Genomic DNA, 22,406 nt, shown 5'->3' on the forward strand with positions numbered 1-22,406 from the left:
GGTGAGGGAAAAGATGCATATCATTCGACAGGCCCAAACAGAAGATGTAGAAAAAATTAATGAGTTTTTAACAAAAGCAGAAGTAACCGTAGAAGGAATAGAAGCATGGTTGAATTATTTTTTACTGATGGAAGCAGATGAGGATAAGAATCTTATAGGAACAATTGGGATAGAACCCTTTGGAAAAATAGGTTTATTACGATCGATGGTTCTTTCGAGAGGAACGGTAGAGGATATTTTATTTTTAATTCAACAAGCCTTAAAATTAGCGAAGGATAAAGATATGGATGCTATCTACTGTAGAGTTCATAATCAACATTCTATTCAATTATTTCAATTACTAGGGTTCCAAGAGATAGAAGAAGTAGATATTCCAGAGGTGCTGAAGGAGTCGAATGTTGTAAAAAGCGTTTACACTGTTGATAAGTCACATTTTATGTATATCTCGATGAATATTGTGGACAAATAGTATAAGTTATCCACTTTTTGGGGTTATTTATTCACAATTTGTGGACAAGTCGAATTTTTGTCCCCATTTTTTGAGAGACTTGTCCTTTTCGGCAAATGGTGGTATTGTCGAAAAATGAGGAATTAGAGGCGATTTTAAGAAAGAAATATTAGAATGGAAAAAGGTGGATTTAAATGAAGACAAATTATTGGTCAGTGGATAAAAATGTGGATAAGAAAGAAAGTTATTCACAAATAGAACAAGCTGCTGATCTTTTAAAAAGAAATGAGGTCGTTGCGTTCCCGACAGAAACAGTATATGGCCTAGGTGGAAATGCAAAAGAAGATGCCGCCATCACGAAAATATTTGCTGCAAAAGGAAGACCTTCTGATAATCCGCTTATCATACATATTGCGAAACTAGAACAATTAGATGAATTAGTAGAAAAAGTGCCAACAACAGCCCGAAAATTGATGGAGGCATTTTGGCCGGGACCTCTAACAGTTATTTTTGAAAAGAAAAAGGGAGCCTTATCAGAGGTTGCCACTGCTGGTTTATCCACCGTAGGCATCCGAATGCCAAATCATCCAGTTGCTTTACAACTTATTGAACAATCAGGCTTACCAATCGCTGCGCCAAGCGCTAATCGTTCTGGAAAGCCAAGTCCTACAAAAGCGATTCATGTAAAAGAGGATCTTGATTCCCGTATTGCCGGGATTGTAGACGGGGGTCCAACAGGTGTAGGGGTAGAATCGACGGTTGTAGACTGTACGGGTGATAAGGTAGTAATTCTCCGTCCTGGGGGTATCACGAAAGAACAACTGGAAAGTGTTGTGGGAGAAGTCAAAATCGATCAAGCTCTGATTAATAAGGAAATCAAGCCAAAATCGCCAGGGATGAAGTACACCCATTATGCTCCAAATGCACCATTATTTTTAGTGGAAGGCACAAAGGAAAAAATTCAATTATTAATTGCAGAAGAAAAGCAAAAAGGACATACAGTGGGTGTTCTTACTACAGAAGAAAATAAAGCATTTTATCAAGCTGACTATGTTTATGCTTGTGGACAACGAACAGATTTATCCACAGTAGCTACAGACTTATATGATGGCTTACGAAGCTTTGATCATCATCAAGTAGATATTATTTTTGGTGAGATGTTTCCAACAGAAGGTGTTGGACAGGCAATTATGAACAGATTAATGAAAGCAGCTTCTCATCAGGTAATAAGATAGTCTTTTAAGATAAGAAAGTGAAAGTATTCTTTTAGACTGTCTTTTATAAGAATGTTGTTTTTTCAATAGGAGAAAAAATAAGTTAGAAAAATAGAGCAGCCGGAATACATGTAAACTTCTATAAGATTGGAGATCCCTCAAAGCTCGCGGTTCGCCCTGTGGAAAGCGAAATGTATTCAAGTTACGGATAACTAGCAACGAACTTTACAAAAATAGCCTCTCTTAAAATATTTGCAGATTCTTACTTCTAAATAAACTTGGACGTGCATAATCTCTAATTAGCAAGTCCAAGGGGGCCAAAAAATGTCTGCAATTGTGGGAGAACTATTTACACTTATTTTAATGGCATTTGCTTTAGGTATGGATGCATTTTCTGTTGGGCTAGGCATGGGGATGTTTCAACTAAGATTAAAGCAAATAGCAAAAATCGGCTTTGTAATCGGAATCTTTCATGTAATAATGCCTCTGCTCGGGATGATTACAGGGAAACTCCTTTCGGAAAATTTTAGTGAAATAGCCGGATATATAGGTGGAGCATTACTTGTGCTACTAGGGATTCAAATGATTTGGAATGGATTTAAAGAAGTAGAAACAAGCCGAATTACACCGGTTGGTTTTGGATTGCTTTTATTTGCGGTCAGTGTAAGTTTGGACAGCTTCTCCGTTGGCTTGAGCCTTGGGATTTATCAAGCAAGAACGGCAATTGTTCTATTAAGTTTTGGCATAAGTGCGATGGTAATGACATGGCTAGGCTTACTGATTGGCAGAAAGGTAAAAGGCTGGTTAGGTTCCTATGGAGAAATGCTAGGAGGAGGAATCCTTCTTATTTTTGGAATTAAGCTGCTTATTAGTTTATAGTTGCGTAAGTATAGGAGAAGTGGTTTTCATCAAAGGGATGGAATCCGCTTTTTAAGTTGGTTTCAGCGCTCCTAGAATGTTGGTAATAGAATCGATCATAATGAAGCAAATTAACTTAATAAATAGTTACAGATTATTAACAATACATAAACACTAAAAATGTACTAGTTTTAACCGATAATAAACCAGTATTTGCTTTGTTTTCTTTGTATGTTAAATAGAAATTTTAGGTAAATTGGTCTATAATAGAAGCATATAAAGGAGGATAAAAGATGATTCGCGTATTGTTTGTTTGTACAGGTAACACGTGCAGAAGTCCGATGGCAGAGGCTATTTTAAAGCAAAAATTTGCTTCTGAAGTGGAGGTTAAATCAGCTGGAGTCTATGCGATAAATGGTGGTGCCGCTTCTTTTCAAGCGCAGGAGGTTCTTTCTGAACAGGGAATCGAGCATAATCATTCTTCCGCTATGGTAACAAAAGAGCTAATAGACTGGGCGACTTATATATTTACCATGACAAAGGGGCATAAAAATATACTCGTATCAGCGTATCCATCCTCAATAGAGAAAACGTTTACGATAAAGGAATTTGCAGAGGATGATCCAAATGGGGATGTAAGTGATCCTTTTGGCGGATCTGTTTCTATGTATCGAGAAACCTATCAGGAATTAGAAAAATTGATAGATAAAGCAATGGGGAAAATAACAAAGAGTGAATGGTAAAGTGTCTTTTATTTACAAGGGGGATAAAAAGTGGGAACAAAGGTGCATTACAAGTTTAGCTTAAGAAAAAAATTAGCGTTATTTATTACAATTCTAGCGATTATTACCTATTCAACAAGTGCTTTTTGTATGTATATCGTTTATCCAGCTATTGAAAGTAAACTGGCTATTAATTCCGTAATTTTTAATATTGTCACCTTATTATTAGGGGTATTTTGGTCTGGGTTTTTAGCTTTTTTAGCGGCAGGTCTTATTATTAAGCCGTTAAAGCGACTGGAACAAAGCGCATTAAAAGCTGCACATGGAGATATTAGTCAAGATGTGGAAGTATCGAAATCTGATGATGAAATAAAGTCCTTAGGTCTAGCTTTTAATCATATGCTTTATAATTTACGGGAAATGGTTCAAAGTATTGAAAATAATTTTAACAAGACAAATAAAACAGTAAAAATGATTTCTAGTGAATCAGATAATGCATTAGAGCAGACCTTAGCTATTTCTAGCTCAGTAGGAGAAATTGCTGGGGGAGCGGAGGTTTCTGCACAAAGTGTACAAGCTTCTGCGGAATCTGTGGAAGAGTCAATGAATATCGCTCTTACAGTAGAAGAAAAAGCGAATATGTCAAAAATGATTTCAGAACAAATGACAGAAAAATTGGTGCAGACAAATAAAGTTGTTCATTCATTAGTAGATGGTATGAAAGACTTGGCAGTGGAGAATACGAATTCCCTAAAGTCTGTGCAGAATTTAGAAGTTCATTCAAAGGAAATCGAAGAAGTCTTAAAGCTTGTTGGAGAAATTGCGTCACAAACAAATTTATTGGCGTTAAATGCTTCCATCGAAGCAGCTCGAGCAGGAGAACATGGTGCCGGCTTTAGTGTAGTTGCGGAAGAAGTAAGAAGGTTGGCAGATGAAAGTGGAAAAGCGGTAGAAGGAATTGCCGAGATAATTCGCAATATGCAAACCGAAGTTAAAAATGTCGTCGTGCAAATTACAAAGCAAGTAGAGAATGCTCAGGAAAAAGCGAAAACTGGGGAGAAAACAAATTTAATTTTCAACGAGATGAATGAAACAACAACTAAGATGGCTTATGCAACGGCTGATATTACGGAATTAATTCATAAGCAAAAACAACAGATTTATGAAACAACACAGCAATCCCAAGAAGTAGCTGCAATTGCAGAAGAAACAGCGGCAGGGGCACAGCAGGTAACTAATATTGCTGAAAATCAAACGGCGCTTATTCGGAAGGTGGATAGCTTGGCTTTAGAATTACAAGCACATGCAGAAGAGTTACAACAGACAATTTGTCGCTTCCAAATTAAAGAATAGTTTGCTTGTACTTGCAATATCTTTGTGCAATGATGGTTATAGTAAAAGAAATGTAGGTAACTTGAAGAGGGGTGTTTTATATGAACGAGGAAACACTTAAGCTAAAGGAGCAGTTACAAACGATTCTAACCGAATATCAAGAACAGGCACAACTTAAAGAGCAGCAACTGTTTGTGATTGGCTGCAGTACAAGTGAAGTGATTGGACAAAAAATTGGGACTGCGGGAACCGTCGATGTCGCTTCGTTAATTTTCGAAGAATGTCAAAAATATCAACAGCAATCAGGAGTTTCCCTTGCTTTTCAGTGCTGTGAACATTTAAATCGTGCATTAGTAGTAGAAAGAAAAGAGCTACTTGCAAGAAACTTACAGGAAGTATCTGTTGTTCCTGTGCGTCATGCGGGCGGAGCAATGGCCACATTTGCTTTCGGAAAGATGGAAGATCCGGTTGTTGTAGAGTTTATTCAGGCGGATGGTGGAATAGATATTGGTGATACCTTTATTGGAATGCACTTGAAGCATGTTGCTGTACCAATTAGAACAACGCTGAAGCAATTGGGAAATGCCCATGTCACACTAGCGAAATCCCGCCCTAAATTAATTGGCGGACCAAGAGCTGTTTACGAAAAAACAAAAGAAAATCTTTCTTGTTAATTGAAAGCCAATGAAATTCCTTAATACTCTTTAGGAATTTCATTGGTTTTTTGTTTTTGTGCTGTCATTGGATTTGAGGATATCCTAGTGAATGATTGTTGATGAAGGAAGGGGATGAAAGCCAGAAATGAGAAGAGAGAGAGGGAAAATGGTGTTCATCAAAGGGATGAAAGCCGAAAATCCTCTCCCCTCCCTCACAATTTCTCTGGTACTATCGTTAAATAATAATTCTCTCCCAGAAAAACCATCCAACCACAATAAAAAAATATAATTTTAATGCAGGTTCATTTTATTGAAATAGTAGCAAAATAAATATTTTCGTATATTTTTAAATGAAATAACGAAAAGTGGCTGAAAAAACTTTAAAAAACCGAACGAATAACATATGGATCACTTAATAATTCGTGAATTACCCCTTTCCTTTTAAAATATATACATGATAGAATAGAGGCAGATTTACGGTGGAAAAGAGAGAATAGTCGGGAGGATATACATATGAAGCATTTAGCAGAGCAAGATGAACTTGTTTTTAAAGCAATACAGCAAGAATTAGGTCGACAAAGAGCGAAGATTGAATTGATTGCGTCAGAAAACTTTGTTAGTGAAGCGGTAATGGAAGCGCAAGGATCTGTATTGACAAATAAATATGCCGAGGGCTATCCTGCTAAACGTTATTATGGCGGATGTGAATATGTAGATATTGTGGAAGATATTGCTCGCGATCGTGCAAAAGAAATCTTCGGTGCTGAACACGTAAATGTACAGCCGCACTCAGGTGCACAAGCAAACATGGCAGTTTATTTTACTATTTTAGAGCATGGCGATACAGTGTTAGGAATGAATTTGTCTCACGGTGGTCATTTAACACACGGAAGCCCTGTTAACTTTAGTGGTGTTCAATATAATTTCGTAGAGTATGGTGTAGATAAAGAAACACATTATATTAATTACGAAGATGTTCGAGAAAAAGCAGTGGCTCATAAACCAAAATTAATCGTGGCTGGAGCAAGTGCCTATCCACGTGAAATCGATTTTGCCAAGTTCCGTGAGATTGCCGATGAAGTTGGAGCATATTTGATGGTGGATATGGCTCATATTGCTGGATTAGTTGCTGCAGGTCTACATCAAAATCCAGTTCCTTATGCTGACTTTGTCACAACAACAACACATAAAACATTGCGTGGACCTCGTGGTGGAATGATTCTTTGTAAAGAGGAATTTGCCAAGAAAATTGATAAATCAATCTTCCCTGGAATTCAAGGTGGCCCGTTAATGCATGTAATTGCGGCAAAAGCAGTGGCATTTGGAGAAGTGCTTCAAGCAGATTTCAAAGACTATGCTGGAAATATTATTGCAAATGCAAAGAGATTAGCAAGCGGTCTCCAAAAAGAAGGATTAAACTTAGTATCAAATGGAACTGATAATCATTTATTATTAGTTGACCTTCAATCATTAGGTTTATCTGGAAAAGTAGCAGAACATGTATTAGATGAAGTGGGAATCACTGTAAATAAAAATACTATTCCATACGATCCAGCAAGTCCGTTTGTTACAAGTGGAATCCGCATTGGAACAGCAGCAGTAACATCCCGTGGCTTCAGTGTAGAAGATATGGATGAAATAGCATCTATTATCGGTTTTACACTTAAAAACCATGAAGATGCTGAGAAGTTAGCGGAAGCTGCTAAAAGGGTAACGGCATTAACTAGTAAATTCGAATTGTACAAACAATTATAATGCGAAGAGGACAATCAAAGGCGTAGAGCTAATTATGATTGTCCTCTTTTTAATTCCACTCTTAACGGACAGTAAGACTCCCACCTCAAGATTACAAGTATACGAGGAAGATAGGTGGGAGATCAACACTGTCCGTAAAGGTTCGATTGGTTCAACTAACCATCAGTAGGGGAGGAAGTAAAACCGTCCACTAATGGAAGTTTTACTTTATAAGTCCGGTTTTTTTGTCGTTTTTCGGAAAAACTATCATAGAATTTTCAAATTTAGAAATGGATTTCAGTTGATTCGTTAATACTTTTTCTGTAGAATAAATAGAAGTGTGTTAACGAAGTATCCTGTCGAAAAATGAGGATATTTATACTATTAATGAAGGAACGGAGTGAATTTTGTGGCAAAAGTATATGTATTTGATCACCCATTAATTCAGCATAAACTTACATACATCAGAGAAACGCAAACAGGTACTAAAGAATTTAGAGAGTTAGTAGACGAAGTAGCAACATTAATGGCTTTTGAGATTACGCGTGATATGCCATTAGAAGAAATTGAAATTGAAACACCAGTTGCTAAGACAAAATCAAACGTGCTTTCAGGTAAAAAACTAGGTATCGTTCCTATCTTGCGTGCTGGTATCGGGATGGTTGACGGGGTTCTTAAATTAATCCCTGCCGCAAAAGTCGGACATATTGGATTATATCGTGATCCTAAAACCTTAAAACCGGTAGAATATTATGTGAAGTTACCTTCAGATGTAGAAGAAAGAGACTTTATTGTAGTCGATCCAATGCTTGCTACTGGTGGTTCTGCAATTGAAGCGATTCACTCTTTAAAAAACAGAGGCGGAAAAAACATTAAATTTATGTGCTTAATCGCAGCTCCTGAAGGGGTAGAAGCATTAAAAGAAGCACATCCAGATGTAGATATCTATATTGCAGCACTTGATGAAAAATTAAATGAAAAAGGTTATATTGTGCCAGGTCTTGGAGATGCAGGAGACAGATTGTTTGGTACGAAATAATAGTTTTTACACAATAAAATGCTCAGGGCAAATAGCCATGAGCATTTTTTAATCTATCGTCTAAAAATTAATATAGATAAATGGCAAAGATATAGTGGTTTCTTTTGTTTATGAAAAAGTGATCAATAAACATAAAATATTCACATTTGTATGTGTGATAAAAGTCACACTTGAATAATTCCAATCTCTAATGTCAAATACATAAAATAACAACTTGCGGTCAAAATAAAAAGCATAATGATTTGCAGGGGGCGATTGGTATGCTAAAAAAAATGCTTAGAATATTCCTCTTACTTCTATTGTTAGTACCTCATTCGGCCATGGCAGTATCCTTAAACATTCCAAAGCTTCCCGCACAAGATCCAAATGAGATTCAAACCGTTATAGTACATACAAAAACGAATTATACCGAACAGGAAATTGACCAACTTTTAAAGGACTTTCCTCATTTAGAAAAAAGATATATTTTTAAGGAAGTGTTTAGTGGTTTTTCTGTAGAAGGACCAGTGCGTGAACTAGAAAAAATAGAACGAAGTGAACGAGTGAGTCAAGTTTCAAAAGTTCAAACCTATATGACAGAAGCGGAAAATCCGGTTGAAATTATCGGAGCAGATGAAATAAGAAATTACTTAGGGAAATCCCTTGAACATTTAAGCGGGAAAGGAATCAAAGTAGGGGTAATAGATACTGGAATAGATTATCGACATCCTGATTTGCAAAAGAATTATAAGGGTGGCTATGATTTTGTTGATAAGGACAAGGACCCGATGGAAACGAACGGGTTAGGAAATAAGGACACTTTTCATGGTACCCATGTTGCGGGAATTATTGCAGCCGATGGAAAAATGAAAGGAGTTGCTCCGAATGCTACTGTTTATGCGTATAGAGCACTAGGTCCTGGTGGGGCTGGAACAACGGAGCAAATTTTAGCAGCGATTGATAGGGCTGTCCGAGATAAGATGGATATCATTAACTTGTCATTAGGTAGTGACGTGAATGGTCCTGATTTGCCAATTAGTCTTGCTCTAAACGAAGTGGTGAAGAAGGGGATAATTGCAGTTGCGGCGGCAGGAAACGCTGGTCCCGCAGAATGGACAGTGGGCTCTCCTGGAACAGCCACTAAGGCTATTTCCGTTGGAGCTACTACGCCAAACATAAATACTCCTTTTTTTACAATAAATGAAAAAAAAATAGCCCTAACAAATATGGAGAATAGTAAGGAATGGGCGGAAATGGGATCCATTCCATTAGTGAATGGTGGGTTAGGCAAGATGGATCAATTAACAAATGTAAAAGGGAAACTCGTGTTAATAGAAAGAGGGGAACTGACGTTTACGGAAAAAGTTCAGAATGCCTATGAAGCTGGAGCTGTTGGCGTATTAATATTCAACAATGTGGCAGGGGCATTTCAAGGGATGTTAGAAAAGGAAGTGCCGATACCAGTAGCAGGAATTACAAGGGAAGAGGGAGAATTTATAAAGGAGTCTGTTCAAAAGAAAAAAATATATTTAACAATAGAAAAAAAGTGGGAAAAAGATATACTAGCAGAGTTTAGCTCGAGAGGACCTGTTACTAGTACATGGGATATCAAACCAGATGTTCTTGCGCCTGGGGTTGTGATAAATAGCACAGTACCTGAAGGATATATGGCGTTGCAAGGAACTAGTATGGCGGCTCCTTTTGTTGCTGGAGCATGTGCTTTATTGTTAGAAGCTCATCCAGACTGGGGTCCAGATGAAGTGAAAGCAGCTTTAATGAATACGGCAAAACCAGTCAAAAATAGACAAAATGTGACATATAAAGTGTATGAACAGGGAGCTGGCCGAATTCAAGTGGATAAAGCGATAGATGCAAATATTCTAGTTATGCCAGGAAGCATTCGCTTTGGTAAATATAAATTAGTAAAAGAAGAAAACCAATATAAAGCATATATTACGATAAAAAATGTCGGTAAAACGATGGAGAAAGTATCCTTTGATTTTCCAAAAGGAAAGCGAGGGGTTAGTTGGAGATTGCCTATGCCGTTTACATTGAAACCAGGGCAAAAGAAAAATGTCCCAATTATAATGAATATTGATGATAACCTTTTCACTGATAAACTGCAAGATGGTATAATTAAGGTAAGAGCTGGTAGACATTTAATTGAGTTGCCATATTTATATGTATTGGAAGAGCCGGATTATCCACGAATTATGGGTTTTGATTTTCTAAAAAAATCTGGAGATGACAGCTATGAATATGAGACTTATTTACCGACTGGGGCAGAAGAATTTGGAATCGCTCTTTTTAGGAATGATACTTTGCAATTTGTGCGGTTTTTAGATTGGAAAAAAGAAGTAAAGAGAGGTAGATTAAAAGGTGAATTTAATATAACGAATATGGACAAAGCGGGTACCTATCGAATGAAAATTTTTGCGAAGAAAGCCGGGAAAGAGGACATGCTTGAAAAAATATTAAAAATAAAATAAGCTATAAGAAAGAGATTGTTAAATGGTGAGCAATGAATTTTTTTTTTTGTATTTAAATGCATTGACATTGACAATACCCTATTGTATGCTTACAAGGGGTATGAATAGGTTTTCACCCGCGGAGTATCAAGATTTTAACACAGATATAGTGTTAATAGTGTTAAGGGGCGGACGAAAAGAATGTTATATTTATCTTCAAAACTGGAGGGTAAATAGGAACGCAAAATGCCCGAAAATGATACAAAAGGAATGTGCTTTTTCTCTGCTTCGCTTTATTTTTCGCGGGTTTAGAGTGTTGCCCTGAAAATAAAGGAGGATAGAGAATTGGAACAATTATTTGAGATATATATGAGGGTCAAAAAATACCTTTATTTCTTTTTATCATTTTGTGCATTTGCTTGGGCGCTCACCCCCTATCAATCTGTTTTTCTTGGTTTATTCGTTGGGACAAGTGCCAGTGTATTCAATCTCACCTTACTGGTTAGAAGAGCAAAGGTATTTGATAAAGCCATTGAAGATGAAGGGAAAGTTTATGGTTTAGGAACGATTTCCCGAATGGCTACAGCAGTAATAGTTTGCTTAATTGCCGTAGAATATCCACAAAAAGTTCACTTAATAAGTGTTGTAATTGGATTGATGACAGCTTATATTGTCATTATGGCAGATTATTTAGTGCGTTATTTTATTTTACATAAGAATGGTGAGAAAAGAGGTGAGTAATATTGCATCATGAAGCACCAATTTATAAACACTTTGGACTATATTTTAACTATTCCAATGTTTTAATGATTGTTGTATCAAGTTTAATAGTTTTCTTAATTGCGTTTTTTCTCACTCGAAATCTTCAAATGAAGCCAACTGGCCGACAAAATTTGATGGAGTGGATTATGGACTTTGTCCGTAATATTATTAAAAATAACATGGATTGGAAAGATGGCGGAAGATTCCACGTATTAGGAATCACTCTTCTTATGTACATCTTTATTTCCAATATGTTAGGTTTACCTTTTGCTATTACAGTAGACCATCAGCTTTGGTGGAAATCACCAACTGCCGATCCTGCGGTAACCCTCACATTAGCAATCATGGTAGTCGGTTTAACTCATTACTACGGTGTCAAAATGCGTGGTACAAAAGGATACTTTAAGGAGTATGTTCAACCGGTAGGGTTTTTATTACCATTAAAAGTAGTGGAGGAATTTTCTAATACGCTCACACTTGGTCTTCGTTTATACGGAAACATTTTTGCGGGTGAGGTTCTACTAAACTTACTAGTAAATGGTTTAGCAAAAACAAATGTTTTAGGTACAATCGCAGCCTTCCCATTAACAATGGTATGGCAAGGATTCTCCATTTTTATTGGTAGTATCCAAGCATTTATTTTCACCTTATTAACAATGGTTTACATGGCTCATAAAGTAAGTCAAGACCATTAATATATATACCCAGTTCAGAAATTGGACAAACTTTATAATAATTACAATTTAGGGAGGATTTTAATAATGGGTTCATTAGCAGCAGCAATAGCAATTGGTTTAGCAGCACTAGGTGCAGGTTTAGGTAACGGTTTAATCGTTTCTCGTACAGTAGAAGGGATTGCTCGTCAACCAGAAGCAAGAGGTATGCTTCAATCAACAATGTTCATCGGGGTTGCATTCGTAGAGGCGATTCCTATCATGGCGGTTGTTATCGCATTTATGGTTCTTTAATAGAATAAGAATAATAATTATTCCTTAGTTATGGCGAAGATCATTCGATAAGAACCTTCGCCATTCCTTTATTTAAAACCAACAATTCACAAAAAAAGTACGCTCAAATGAGTATGTTAATAGCTAAAAATTGTTCCTATTATTTTATAAATAAGCATATTCACCTTTTTTCCATAAGCGAATAAAGGTTTCCTGTATGTTATAAAAACATTACCTGAAAGGAGTGAATCAAGCGTGTTCACAAATGGATTAGTAATAGGTGCCGCAATGAATTTCGCGGGCGGTGATGTAATCGTTCAATTAGTATCATTCTTATTATTGTTGTGGGCAATTAAAAAATTCGCATGGGGTCCTTTAATGAAAATGATGAAGGATCGTGAGGAATTTGTTGCAAATGAAATAGATAATGCAGAGAAAAGTAGACATGAAGCTGCAAAGCTATTAGAAGAACAAAGAGCGTTATTGAAAGAAGCACGTAATGACGCACAAGAGTTAATTGATAGAGCAAAACAGCAGGCTGACGCTCAACGAGAAACGATCATTGACGATGCTAGAAAAGATGCAGACCGTATTAAAAATTCTGCTCTAGTAGAAATCGAACAGCAAAAAGAAAAAGCTGTTGCTACGATTCGCGATCAGGTTTCTTCTCTTTCTGTTTTAATCGCTTCTAAAGTGATCGAAAAAGAATTAAATGAGCAAGACCAAGAAAAGTTAATTCATGATTACATTCAAGAGGTAGGCGAGAAACGATGATGGATACAGGTGTTGCAAAGCGTTATGCTTTAGCCCTTTTCCAAATCGCCAAAGAAAACGGACAGATCGATCAGTTGGATGAAGAAGTGCGAGTAGTGAGAACACTAGTAACCTCTTCACCTGAAATTCATACATTTCTCCAATCTCCTAATATTTCATTAGAAAAGAAAAAAGAAATGGTGAAAGTAGCATTTGCTTCTGCAAGCGAGTATATTCAAAACCTTTTAATGCTATTGATTGATCGCCATCGGGAAGAGATGATTACTAGTATATGTGATCAATTTATAGCACTAGTTAATGAAGCAAAAGGGATTGCAGATGCAAAAGTATATTCAATCAAACCGTTAACAGACGATGAGAAAAGAGCTATTTCAGCTACATTCGCTGCAAAAGTTGGGAAAATATCGCTAAATATTGAAAATATCATTGATTCTAACCTATTAGGTGGAATTAAGGTAAGAATCGGTAATCAAATATATGATGGTAGTCTTCAAGGGAAGCTAAACCGTCTACAACGACAATTATTAGGATAGTAATTCTTTAGATAGGGGTGAAACGCATGAGCATCAAAGCGGAAGAAATCAGTGCTCTTATAAAAAAGCAAATTGAAAGTTACCAATCGGAAGTTCAAGTAAGCGAAGTTGGTACAGTAATTAATATTGGTGATGGTATTGCTCGTGTACATGGCCTAGATAACTGTATGGCTGGAGAACTTGTTGAATTTTCTAATGGGGTAATGGGCTTAGCACAAAACCTAGAAGAAAGTAATGTAGGTATCATTATTCTTGGTCCTTACACAGATATTCGTGAAGGCGATGAAGTTCGTCGTACTGGAAGAATCATGGAAGTTCCAGTAGGGGATGCGCTAATCGGACGCGTAGTAAACCCTCTAGGTCAACCAGTAGATGGACTTGGTGCAATTAATACAACAAAAACACGTCCAATCGAATTTTTAGCACCTGGCGTTATGGATCGTAAATCCGTAAGTGAGCCACTTCAAACAGGGATTAAAGCAATTGACGCACTAGTGCCAATCGGTCGTGGTCAACGTGAATTAATTATCGGTGACCGTCAAACAGGTAAAACATCTGTTGCGATCGACACAATTCTTAACCAAGCGGACCAAGATATGGTATGTATCTATGTAGCAATCGGACAAAAAGAATCTACCGTACGTAACGCTGTTGAAACACTTCGTAAAAATGGTGCATTAGAATACACAATCGTTGTAACAGCATCTGCTTCTCAACCAGCGCCACTACTATACTTAGCTCCATATGCAGGTGTAGCAATGGGTGAAGAGTTTATGTATGAAGGCAAACACGTTTTAATCGTATATGATGATTTAACAAAACAAGCATCTGCTTATCGCGAATTGTCTCTATTACTACGTCGTCCTCCAGGTCGTGAAGCTTATCCAGGGGATGTTTTCTACTTGCATTCTCGTCTACTTGAGCGTGCTGCAAAATTAAGTGATGCAAAAGGTGGAGGATCTATTACTGCTCTTCCATTTATTGAAACGCAAGCTGGAGACGTTTCTGCTTATATTCCAACAAATGTAATTTCGATTACAGATGGACAAATTTTCTTACAATCTGATCTATTCTTCTCTGGGGTGCGTCCAGCAATAAATGCCGGTTTATCCGTTTCTCGTGTTGGTGGTTCTGCGCAAATCAAGGCAATGAAAAAGGTTGCGGGAACATTACGTCTTGACCTTGCATCATTCCGTGAGCTTGAATCATTTGCTCAATTTGGTTCTGATTTAGATAAAGCGACACAAGATAAATTAAATCGTGGTGCTCGTACAGTAGAGGTATTGAAACAAGATCTTAATAGACCGTTAAAAGTTGAAAAACAAGTTGCGATTCTATATGCACTAACACGTGGTCATTTAGATGATATTCCTGTTGTGGATATTAGACGTTTCGAAGAAGAATTCTTAAATTGGCTAGATCACAATCATACAAATGTGGTGGAACATATTGTTACGACAAAAGATCTTCCATCTGATGATGAGATGAAAGCAGCAATTAATGATTTCAAAAAAACGTTTGTAGCTTCTGAATAAGAAGGCAAACTTAAAGATTGGTGGTGAGAATCTTTGGCATCTTTACGTGATATAAAAGCTCGTATTGACTCAACAAAAAAGACTAGTCAGATTACAAAAGCCATGCAAATGGTGTATTCGGCTAAAATGAACAGAGCGGTTATTAATGTTAAAGCATTTATTCCGTATATGTCTAAAATGGAAGAAGTGACACATTCTGTCGCACTGGGAAGCTCAGGCGTTAGCCATCCAATGCTTCAATCACGTCCTGTGAAAAAAACATGTTATCTTGTTATTACTTCAGAACGTGGATTGGCGGGAGCCTACAACAGTAACGTACTTAGAAAATTGAATCAAACGATAAATGAGCGGCATCAATCTAAAGATGAGTATGCCATTATTGTTATTGGAAGAATAGGGAGAGACTTCCTATTAAAACAAGGACATAATGTCATTTTGGATGTTGTTGGTATACCAGATTTACCAGATTTCCTAGATATTAAAGATGTAACAAGCAAAGCTGTAGGCATGTTTGATGATGGTACTTTCGATGAACTTTATGTTTATTACAGTCATTATGTAAGTGCTATTCAACAGGATGTAGTAGAGAAGAAGGTTCTTCCGTTAACAGAAATGGATGCTACGAATACTACATTAACATCTTATGAGTTCGAACCATCAGCAGAAGAAATTCTCGATGTTCTATTACCACAATATGCAGAGAGTCTACTATACGGTGCTTTACTAGATAGTAAAGCAAGTGAGCATTCTGCACGTATGACAGCGATGAAAAATTCTACTGATAATGCGAAAGAATTAATAGGTAATCTAAGTTTACAATATAACCGTGCAAGACAAGCAGCTATTACACAAGAAATTACGGAAATCGTTGGTGGAGCTGCAGCCTTAGAATAATGAGATAAATAAGTTCTGCTAGACTTTAAAGTTTTAGCAGAGCCTGCTTTAAGAAAGTTTAGGAGGGAAATAAATGAGCACAGGACGAGTTCTTCAAGTTATGGGACCAGTTGTTGACGTGAAGTTCGATGGAGGAAGTCTGCCTGACATTAACAACGCATTACGAGTTGTTCAAGGTCCAAATAGCACTTCTAACGTAGAATTAACACTTGAAGTGGCCCTTCACTTAGGTGATAACACAATTCGAGCTATTGCGATGTCTTCTACAGATGGCGTTACAAGAGGCGCAGAGGTAATAGATAATGGAAAATCTATTTCTGTACCTGTCGGAGATGTGACTTTAGGTCGTGTATTTAATGTATTAGGAGAAACAATAGATTTAGATCCAGAAATCCCAGCAAGTGCTAGACGTGATTCTATTCACAGAGAAGCTCCTAAGTTCGAACAATTATCAACACAAGTGGAAATTTTAGAAACTGGTATTAAAGTAGTAGACTTATTAGCTCCATATATTAAAGGTGGTAAAATTGGTCTATTCGGTGGAGCCGGTGTAGGTAAAACGGTTTTAATTCAGGAATTAATTAATAACATCGCTCAAGAGCATGGTGGTATTTCTGTATTCGCGGGTGTTGGGGAACGTACACGTGAAGGAAATGACCTTTACCATGAAATGACGGATTCTGGCGTTATTAAGAAAACAGCAATGGTATTCGGACAAATGAATGAGCCACCAGGTGCTCGTATGCGTGTTGCCTTAACAGGATTAACAATGGCTGAATATTTCCGTGATGAACAAGGACAAGACGTTCTTTTCTTCATTGACAATATTTTCCGCTTTACGCAAGCTGGTTCTGAGGTTTCTGCATTACTTGGCCGTATGCCATCAGCGGTTGGTTACCAGCCGACATTAGCAACGGAAATGGGTAGACTACAAGAACGTATCACATCAACGAATGTAGGTTCTGTAACATCTATCCAAGCAATCTATGTACCGGCGGATGACTATACAGATCCAGCGCCAGCTACAACATTTGCTCACTTGGATGCAACAACAAACCTTGAGCGTAAATTAACAGAGATGGGTATTTATCCAGCAGTAGATCCACTTGCTTCTACTTCTCGTGCCCTTTCACCAGAAATCGTAGGGGAAGAGCATTATCAGGTAGCAAGAAACGTGCAATCTACATTACAACGTTATAGAGAACTTCAAGATATCATCAGTATCCTAGGTATGGACGAGTTAAATGATGAAGATAAATTAATCGTTCATCGTGCAAGAAGAATCCAATTCTTCCTATCTCAAAACTTCCACGTTGCTGAGCAATTTACAGGTCAAAAAGGATCTTATGTACCTGTAAAAGAAACCGTAAAAGGATTTAAAGATATTCTTGATGGCAAATATGATCACCTTCCAGAAGATGCGTTCCGTTTAGTTGGACGTATTGAGGAAGCTATAGAAAAAGCGAAATCTATGGGTGTAGAAGTATAAACTAATCAGGAGGGGTAGTAATGAAGACGATTAAAGTCAATGTAGTAACTCCTGATGGCCCGGTGCATGAATCAGATGTAGATATGGTGATCGCAAAAGCAGAAAGTGGAGAGCTTGGCATTTTAGCAGGCCATATTCCGATGGTTGCCCCACTTAAAATAGGAGCTGTTCATTTGAAAAAAGGTTCAGATTCTGAATATCTATCGGTGAATGGTGGAATTTTAGAAGTTCGCCCAGATCAGGTGACAGTACTTGCTCAATCTGCTGAATTAGCGGAAGAAATTGATTATGATCGTGCCTTACGTGCTAAGGAGCGTGCGGAACAAAGGTTACATGCCCAGAAGTCGGAGCATGTAGACTTTAGACGTGCAGAACTTGCTCTTCAACGTGCAATGAATCGTATATCCATTGTTGAGAAAAAATACTAAAAAAGTCCCTATGGGGGCTTTTTTAGTGTGATGAAATTTTTTAAAAAAAGTATGAAGGATAACTTCACTCTTAACATGCAGTAACCACTTGCTCAATCTGCAGAAAGTCAAGGCGGTTAGATTGGTTGTGTTAAACCTCCCCCGCATTGGTCCTATAACCAGCAGTGAGAGATTAACGCCGCGGGGGTTAGTCTTTGGAACCAAAGGAGACTTAAGCATAGGCGACGGTATGCGAAGTGTAGATAATATCCGGAATTGTTCTTGCTTTTAAAATTCCTCTTATCATTTTTTGATAGGGGTTATTAATATTCATTTTATAGAATGAAAAAATAATAAATTAAAGTGAAACTTTTTGATAGGTCAATACGTCAAATAAGAGTTGAAACAGAAGGCTAGATAGGAGGAAAAAATGGTAGAAGCTTTTGGACAACAAGCATTACTGAGTATTTTAATACATATCGTTTTTATTGCTCTTTCGTGGTGGGCATTACAGTCCCTAAATTTTGAGAAATTCCTTCGAAAGAACCGAGTTTTTCAAGCAAGAGTACTGTATGTATTGCTAGCAGTAATAATGGGATCAATTGTCAGTAATTTTTTACTCGACTACTTAATTTGGTCACAACAATTACCATTATTATTGAAGTAATTACCAAAACAAGAAATAATTAATTACAAAGATAGGTCTTCATACATGTTTTCATTGCTACTTTTTTTCAGTAAAATTCAATTTGTGTGCTTAAATAGTTTGTTCCTTGATCAACGTTTTATTCATGTCAAAAAGTGACGATTAATCATTAGTATGCAATTCTTCTCCTTGGAAACAATGGTAGTATGGGGGAGGAATAACAATGAAGATAAATAAAACGTTAATAATAATAACCTTTTTGATTGGTTTGGCTTGTCTTACATTTGGGAATAACATCACTATCGCGAGAACGAAATCTGATTTAATAACAATAAATGAAATTTTACAAAAACAAGAAAACGTAACAATAAATGAATGGTCTCTGCATGCAAGAGAAAGGCTGGAAAATGTTACAAGCATAAAAGATGCAAAAGCATATCAGTCAAAATTAAGCAAAGTTTTCCCAAATAGTGACTGGGTAGAAACGAAAAACCACCAAAGCTGGCAAGCAAAGATGGTGTTACAATCCAGTAGCAAAATGGAAGAAAGTATAATCTTAACGACTTCTTTAACCACTGACGCCGTTCAAACATATATTATGTATGAGGTGAGAGGGAAGAAGTTAGAGGATACAGAAATGAAAAGGTTAGATATGGAAATTAACAAAAAAATTTCTGACATATTTCGTGGGAAACCAACAATTTTCTCTTGTATTAAAGGCGAATTCAGTGATAAGATGAATGAGACTTTGCCTTATAAAGTTAACCATTTGCTAAATGCATTTCAAGCAAAAAAAGTAGAGGCGTTGGAAGAGGATGATTTTATATCCACCTCCGCTTATACGCCCTTATTTGAAGAACGAATTGATAATAGTGAAAAGGAAATGAACGTACAAATAGGATTGAGAACACAAGATATGGGAGGAAAAACTACCTTTGTAGTTGGCACACCCATCATAACGATTGAATATTAATATAGAGATATTGGACGCGGAGGGGAATAGACTTTGGATAAAATCATCGTCCGCGGCGGAAAAAGGTTAAATGGTACGGTTAAAGTAGAAGGCGCAAAAAATGCCGTTTTGCCTGTGATCGCCGCTACATTATTAGCAAGTGATGGTAAAAGTATAATTAAATCAGTTCCGACTCTTTCAGATGTATATACGATTAATGAAGTATTACGATATTTGAATGCAGACGTACATTTTGAAAATGGAGAAGTAACTGTTGACGCATCGAAAGAATTAAGTGTGGAAGCACCATTTGAATATGTTAGAAAAATGCGAGCATCTGTTTTAGTAATGGGATCTTTGTTAGCAAGAAATGGTCATGCAAGAGTAGCATTACCTGGAGGTTGTGCAATTGGTTCAAGACCAATTGATCAGCATCTAAAAGGTTTCGAAGCAATGGGAGCAAAGGTTCAGGTTGGTAATGGATTTATCGAAGCATCTGTAGATGGACGCTTAAAAGGAGCAAAAATCTATCTTGATTTCCCAAGTGTAGGTGCTACAGAAAATATTATGATGGCTGCTTCATTAGCAGTAGGTACAACTGTTATCGAAAACGTAGCAAAAGAACCAGAAATAGTGGACTTAGCTAACTTCCTAAATAAAATGGGAGCAAAAGTAAGAGGTGCAGGTACAGGAACAATTCGAATCGAAGGTGTTGATGTTCTGCATGGTACAGAACATGTTATTATTCCAGACAGAATTGAAGCTGGCACTTTCTTAATTGCTGCCGCTATTACGAATGGAAATGTACTAGTACAAGGTGCTGTTCCAGAACATTTATCTTCCTTAATTGCCAAGATGGAAGAAATGGGTGTTGTCTTTAAAGAAGAGGAAGATGGAATTCGTGTAATTAGTGCAGAAAATTTAAAAGCTGTAGACATTAAAACAATGCCTCATCCAGGTTTCCCAACAGATATGCAATCTCAAATGATGGCATTACTTCTTCGTGCAAAAGGCACAAGTATGATTACAGAAACTGTTTTTGAAAACCGCTTTATGCATGTAGAAGAATTTAGACGTATGAATGGCGACGTGAAAATTGAAGGCCGCTCTGTTGTAATGAACGGACCAACCAATCTGCAAGGTGCAGAAGTAGCTGCTACTGATTTACGCGCTGCTGCTGCTTTGATTTTATCTGGACTTGTAGCAGATGGTATTACGCGTGTTACAGAGCTAAAGCACTTAGATCGTGGTTATGTAAATTTCCATGAAAAACTAGCTGCTTTAGGCGCTGATATCGAAAGAATTACGGAAGAAAGCGAATTAACATTAACTGCAAGTTATGTTGCGGATTTAAATGCATAATACAAAGGGCAAACTTTATTTATCGATTATGTACAGATAAATAAAGTTTGTTTTTTTATGGGCAAAATTATACATATAATGAAAAATTATTTTAAAAAAATAAGTCATTACTGTTGAAAACATGAATACGTTTAGATGTTATATAATAGAGGAAATAACATGTGGTGTTTAAATAACAGGATTGCTAAAATAGTATGCACAAACGAGATATTTAGAACCATTTTTTTTGTTAAAACCTGTATATTTCAACAGAAAAATAAGGAATAAAAGCTTGTCCACCTCCATAAGAATGTTTTAGAGACAATTTTGAAGATCTTATTTCTATCTTATGGAGGCTTTAATTCATGATTAAAATCAAACCTTTCATCGTACTAGGAGCTATTCTGTTTGCCATCACTTTACTTGTTCCAACAATCCTTGTTCTGCCCTCTATTCAGGATAAAAAGGAAGAGGCAAAGATTAATACGGAATCTGCCGAAGTGTCAGAGCCTGCTATTGAAGTGGCAGTCTATCGGGAAAATAAGCAGGAAGTAGAGAAATTAGACTTAGAAGACTATGTAGTTGGGGTTGTTGCCTCAGAGATGCCAGCAAAATTTGAATTGGAAGCATTAAAAGCACAAGCCTTAACAGCAAGAACATATATTGTAAAAAGAATGACGAGTCAAGAAAAAACAGATTTACCCGATGGAGCTTTAGTAGGCGATACCATTAACTATCAAGTATATAACAATCGCGACGAGCTAAAGAAAATTTGGGAGAATGCCGGTTATGACTGGCAAAAGAATATAACGAAGATTGAAGAAGCTGTAGCGGCTACAAAGGGGCAAATTTTAACGTATGAGGGTACACCTATTGATGCCACATTCTTCTCCACAAGCAACGGATATACGGAAAACTCAGATGATGTTTGGGCTAATTCTATCTCCTATTTACAAAGTGTTGAAAGTCCATGGGATGTCAATTCACCCAAGTTTAAAGGAGAAGTTACAATGCCCGTTAAGGATTTCGAAAAAAGTTTAGGTGTTACGCTAGCATCTGGCAGTGAAGTATTAGAAGATGTTAAATACACAAAAGGAAAGCGAATTGCAAGTGCAAAAATAAACGGAAAAGAGATATCAGGAATAGATATTCGGGAGAAGTTAAATCTAAAATCAACTGATTTTACAATGGAACGTAAGGGAAATACCGTTTATATTGCCACAAAGGGTTACGGCCATGGAGTAGGAATGAGCCAATATGGTGCAAACGGAATGGCAGCCAACGGAAAAAACTATGAAGAAATCGTAAAATACTATTACAAAGGCGTAGAAGTAACAGCATCAGATGATATGCTAGCGAAATATACAGCTCAGAAATAAGGAAATCAGCCAAAATAAGAAAATATCAGCCAAAGCAGCGCGGAAATCAGCCAAAATAAGAATATATCAGCCAAAGCAGCGTGGAAATCAGCCAAAATAAGAAAATATCAGCCAAAGCAGCGCGGAAATCAGCCAAAATAAGAAAATATCAGCCAAAGCAGCGCGGAAATCGGCCAAAATAAGAAAATATCAGCCAAAGCAGCGCGGAAATCAGCCAAAATAAGAAAATATCAGCCAAAGCAGCGCGGAAATCAGCCAAAACAAAAATATATCAGCCAAACCCAAGCAAGTCTCTAT

Annotated in this window: 22 protein-coding genes; all 22 read left to right on the forward strand. The window is 37.0% G+C overall.

Translation table 11 applies throughout. From position 1 onward, the window contains the following. Window positions 1–13 precede the first annotated feature (13 nt). The 22 genes from NST60_RS13170 (at window position 14) to spoIID (ending at window position 22,109) form a co-directional block, all read left to right on the forward strand. A complete protein-coding gene (locus NST60_RS13170; protein WP_016204779.1) occupies window positions 14–469 on the forward strand; it encodes a GNAT family N-acetyltransferase in 456 nt (151 codons plus the stop codon). Between the two features lie 173 nt (window positions 470–642). Further along, window positions 643–1,683, forward strand: coding sequence for an L-threonylcarbamoyladenylate synthase (locus tag NST60_RS13175; RefSeq protein ID WP_016204780.1), 1,041 nt, complete (start codon window positions 643–645; stop codon window positions 1,681–1,683). 303 nt (window positions 1,684–1,986) lie between these two features. After that, window positions 1,987–2,541: a manganese efflux pump MntP gene (locus tag NST60_RS13180; RefSeq protein WP_016204781.1), complete on the forward strand. Its 555-nt coding sequence runs from the start codon at window positions 1,987–1,989 to the stop codon at window positions 2,539–2,541. 272 nt (window positions 2,542–2,813) lie between these two features. Further along, complete coding sequence (locus NST60_RS13185) at window positions 2,814–3,263, forward strand: low molecular weight protein arginine phosphatase (RefSeq protein WP_016204782.1); 450 nt, start codon at window positions 2,814–2,816, stop codon at window positions 3,261–3,263. Window positions 3,264–3,293: 30 nt separating this feature from the next. Then, on the forward strand, window positions 3,294–4,595 hold the full coding sequence (locus NST60_RS13190) for a methyl-accepting chemotaxis protein (protein ID WP_016204783.1): 1,302 nt from the start codon (window positions 3,294–3,296) through the stop codon (window positions 4,593–4,595). An 80-nt stretch (window positions 4,596–4,675) separates the two neighbouring features. Further along, a complete protein-coding gene (locus NST60_RS13195) occupies window positions 4,676–5,248 on the forward strand; it encodes a TIGR01440 family protein (protein WP_016204784.1) in 573 nt (190 codons plus the stop codon). A gap of 495 nt (window positions 5,249–5,743) precedes the next feature. Beyond that, a complete protein-coding gene (glyA, locus tag NST60_RS13200; protein ID WP_101729852.1) occupies window positions 5,744–6,985 on the forward strand; it encodes a serine hydroxymethyltransferase in 1,242 nt (413 codons plus the stop codon). Window positions 6,986–7,373: 388 nt separating this feature from the next. Next, window positions 7,374–8,003: a uracil phosphoribosyltransferase gene (gene upp, locus NST60_RS13205; RefSeq protein WP_016204787.1), complete on the forward strand. Its 630-nt coding sequence runs from the start codon at window positions 7,374–7,376 to the stop codon at window positions 8,001–8,003. Between the two features lie 260 nt (window positions 8,004–8,263). Further along, window positions 8,264–10,471 carry a S8 family serine peptidase gene (locus tag NST60_RS13210; protein WP_235678878.1) on the forward strand — a complete coding sequence of 736 codons (2,208 nt, stop codon included), beginning with the start codon at window positions 8,264–8,266 and terminating at the stop codon, window positions 10,469–10,471. A gap of 324 nt (window positions 10,472–10,795) precedes the next feature. After that, window positions 10,796–11,191 carry an ATP synthase subunit I gene (locus NST60_RS13215; protein WP_016204789.1) on the forward strand — a complete coding sequence of 132 codons (396 nt, stop codon included), beginning with the start codon at window positions 10,796–10,798 and terminating at the stop codon, window positions 11,189–11,191. Between the two features lie 2 nt (window positions 11,192–11,193). Beyond that, on the forward strand, window positions 11,194–11,907 hold the full coding sequence (atpB, locus tag NST60_RS13220) for a F0F1 ATP synthase subunit A (RefSeq protein ID WP_016204790.1): 714 nt from the start codon (window positions 11,194–11,196) through the stop codon (window positions 11,905–11,907). A gap of 66 nt (window positions 11,908–11,973) precedes the next feature. After that, window positions 11,974–12,180, forward strand: a complete 207-nt coding sequence (gene atpE / locus NST60_RS13225) for a F0F1 ATP synthase subunit C (RefSeq protein WP_016204791.1) — start codon at window positions 11,974–11,976, stop codon at window positions 12,178–12,180. 234 nt (window positions 12,181–12,414) lie between these two features. After that, window positions 12,415–12,933, forward strand: a complete 519-nt coding sequence (locus NST60_RS13230; protein WP_224427359.1) for a F0F1 ATP synthase subunit B — start codon at window positions 12,415–12,417, stop codon at window positions 12,931–12,933. Then, on the forward strand, window positions 12,930–13,466 hold the full coding sequence (locus tag NST60_RS13235) for a F0F1 ATP synthase subunit delta (RefSeq protein WP_016204793.1): 537 nt from the start codon (window positions 12,930–12,932) through the stop codon (window positions 13,464–13,466). The genes NST60_RS13230 and NST60_RS13235 overlap by 4 nt, the downstream gene beginning before the upstream one ends. A gap of 26 nt (window positions 13,467–13,492) precedes the next feature. Then, entirely contained in the window at window positions 13,493–15,001 is a 1,509-nt protein-coding gene (gene atpA, locus NST60_RS13240) for a F0F1 ATP synthase subunit alpha (RefSeq protein WP_016204794.1), read from the forward strand. Window positions 15,002–15,034: 33 nt separating this feature from the next. Continuing rightward, on the forward strand, window positions 15,035–15,895 hold the full coding sequence (atpG, locus tag NST60_RS13245) for an ATP synthase F1 subunit gamma (RefSeq protein ID WP_016204795.1): 861 nt from the start codon (window positions 15,035–15,037) through the stop codon (window positions 15,893–15,895). A 73-nt stretch (window positions 15,896–15,968) separates the two neighbouring features. Then, window positions 15,969–17,384 (forward strand): F0F1 ATP synthase subunit beta, encoded by a 1,416-nt coding sequence (gene atpD / locus NST60_RS13250; protein WP_016204796.1) that lies wholly within the window; start codon window positions 15,969–15,971, stop codon window positions 17,382–17,384. Window positions 17,385–17,404: 20 nt separating this feature from the next. Continuing rightward, window positions 17,405–17,812 (forward strand): F0F1 ATP synthase subunit epsilon, encoded by a 408-nt coding sequence (locus NST60_RS13255; RefSeq protein ID WP_016204797.1) that lies wholly within the window; start codon window positions 17,405–17,407, stop codon window positions 17,810–17,812. Between the two features lie 409 nt (window positions 17,813–18,221). Continuing rightward, window positions 18,222–18,458 carry a DUF1146 family protein gene (locus NST60_RS13260; RefSeq protein WP_341098942.1) on the forward strand — a complete coding sequence of 79 codons (237 nt, stop codon included), beginning with the start codon at window positions 18,222–18,224 and terminating at the stop codon, window positions 18,456–18,458. A 202-nt stretch (window positions 18,459–18,660) separates the two neighbouring features. Then, window positions 18,661–19,410, forward strand: a complete 750-nt coding sequence (locus tag NST60_RS13265; protein WP_016204799.1) for a YwmB family TATA-box binding protein — start codon at window positions 18,661–18,663, stop codon at window positions 19,408–19,410. A gap of 33 nt (window positions 19,411–19,443) precedes the next feature. After that, window positions 19,444–20,751 carry a UDP-N-acetylglucosamine 1-carboxyvinyltransferase gene (gene murA / locus NST60_RS13270; RefSeq protein WP_016204800.1) on the forward strand — a complete coding sequence of 436 codons (1,308 nt, stop codon included), beginning with the start codon at window positions 19,444–19,446 and terminating at the stop codon, window positions 20,749–20,751. A 344-nt stretch (window positions 20,752–21,095) separates the two neighbouring features. Beyond that, window positions 21,096–22,109 (forward strand): stage II sporulation protein D, encoded by a 1,014-nt coding sequence (gene spoIID, locus NST60_RS13275; protein ID WP_212117928.1) that lies wholly within the window; start codon window positions 21,096–21,098, stop codon window positions 22,107–22,109. Window positions 22,110–22,406 lie beyond the last annotated feature (297 nt).

The organism is Niallia sp. FSL W8-1348 (assembly GCF_038006745.1).
GTDB classification, from domain to species: domain Bacteria; phylum Bacillota; class Bacilli; order Bacillales; family Cytobacillaceae; genus Niallia; species Niallia alba.

Excerpts from the sequence above, each read along its gene's own strand:
- NST60_RS13210 (WP_235678878.1), top strand. The coding sequence starts at position 8,264 with ATGCTAAAAAAAATGCTTAGAATATTCCTCTTACTTCTATTGTTAGTA.
- NST60_RS13185 (WP_016204782.1), top strand. The coding sequence starts at position 2,814 with ATGATTCGCGTATTGTTTGTTTGTACAGGTAACACGTGCAGAAGTCCG.
- NST60_RS13175 (WP_016204780.1), top strand. The coding sequence starts at position 643 with ATGAAGACAAATTATTGGTCAGTGGATAAAAATGTGGATAAGAAAGAA.
- NST60_RS13260 (WP_341098942.1), top strand. The coding sequence starts at position 18,222 with ATGGTAGAAGCTTTTGGACAACAAGCATTACTGAGTATTTTAATACAT.
- NST60_RS13195 (WP_016204784.1), top strand. The coding sequence starts at position 4,676 with ATGAACGAGGAAACACTTAAGCTAAAGGAGCAGTTACAAACGATTCTA.
- glyA (WP_101729852.1), top strand. The coding sequence starts at position 5,744 with ATGAAGCATTTAGCAGAGCAAGATGAACTTGTTTTTAAAGCAATACAG.
- NST60_RS13235 (WP_016204793.1), top strand. The coding sequence starts at position 12,930 with ATGATGGATACAGGTGTTGCAAAGCGTTATGCTTTAGCCCTTTTCCAA.
- spoIID (WP_212117928.1), top strand. The coding sequence starts at position 21,096 with ATGATTAAAATCAAACCTTTCATCGTACTAGGAGCTATTCTGTTTGCC.
- NST60_RS13265 (WP_016204799.1), top strand. The coding sequence starts at position 18,661 with ATGAAGATAAATAAAACGTTAATAATAATAACCTTTTTGATTGGTTTG.
- NST60_RS13255 (WP_016204797.1), top strand. The coding sequence starts at position 17,405 with ATGAAGACGATTAAAGTCAATGTAGTAACTCCTGATGGCCCGGTGCAT.
- NST60_RS13170 (WP_016204779.1), top strand. The coding sequence starts at position 14 with ATGCATATCATTCGACAGGCCCAAACAGAAGATGTAGAAAAAATTAAT.
- NST60_RS13180 (WP_016204781.1), top strand. The coding sequence starts at position 1,987 with ATGTCTGCAATTGTGGGAGAACTATTTACACTTATTTTAATGGCATTT.
- atpD (WP_016204796.1), top strand. The coding sequence starts at position 15,969 with ATGAGCACAGGACGAGTTCTTCAAGTTATGGGACCAGTTGTTGACGTG.
- atpA (WP_016204794.1), top strand. The coding sequence starts at position 13,493 with ATGAGCATCAAAGCGGAAGAAATCAGTGCTCTTATAAAAAAGCAAATT.
- atpE (WP_016204791.1), top strand. The coding sequence starts at position 11,974 with ATGGGTTCATTAGCAGCAGCAATAGCAATTGGTTTAGCAGCACTAGGT.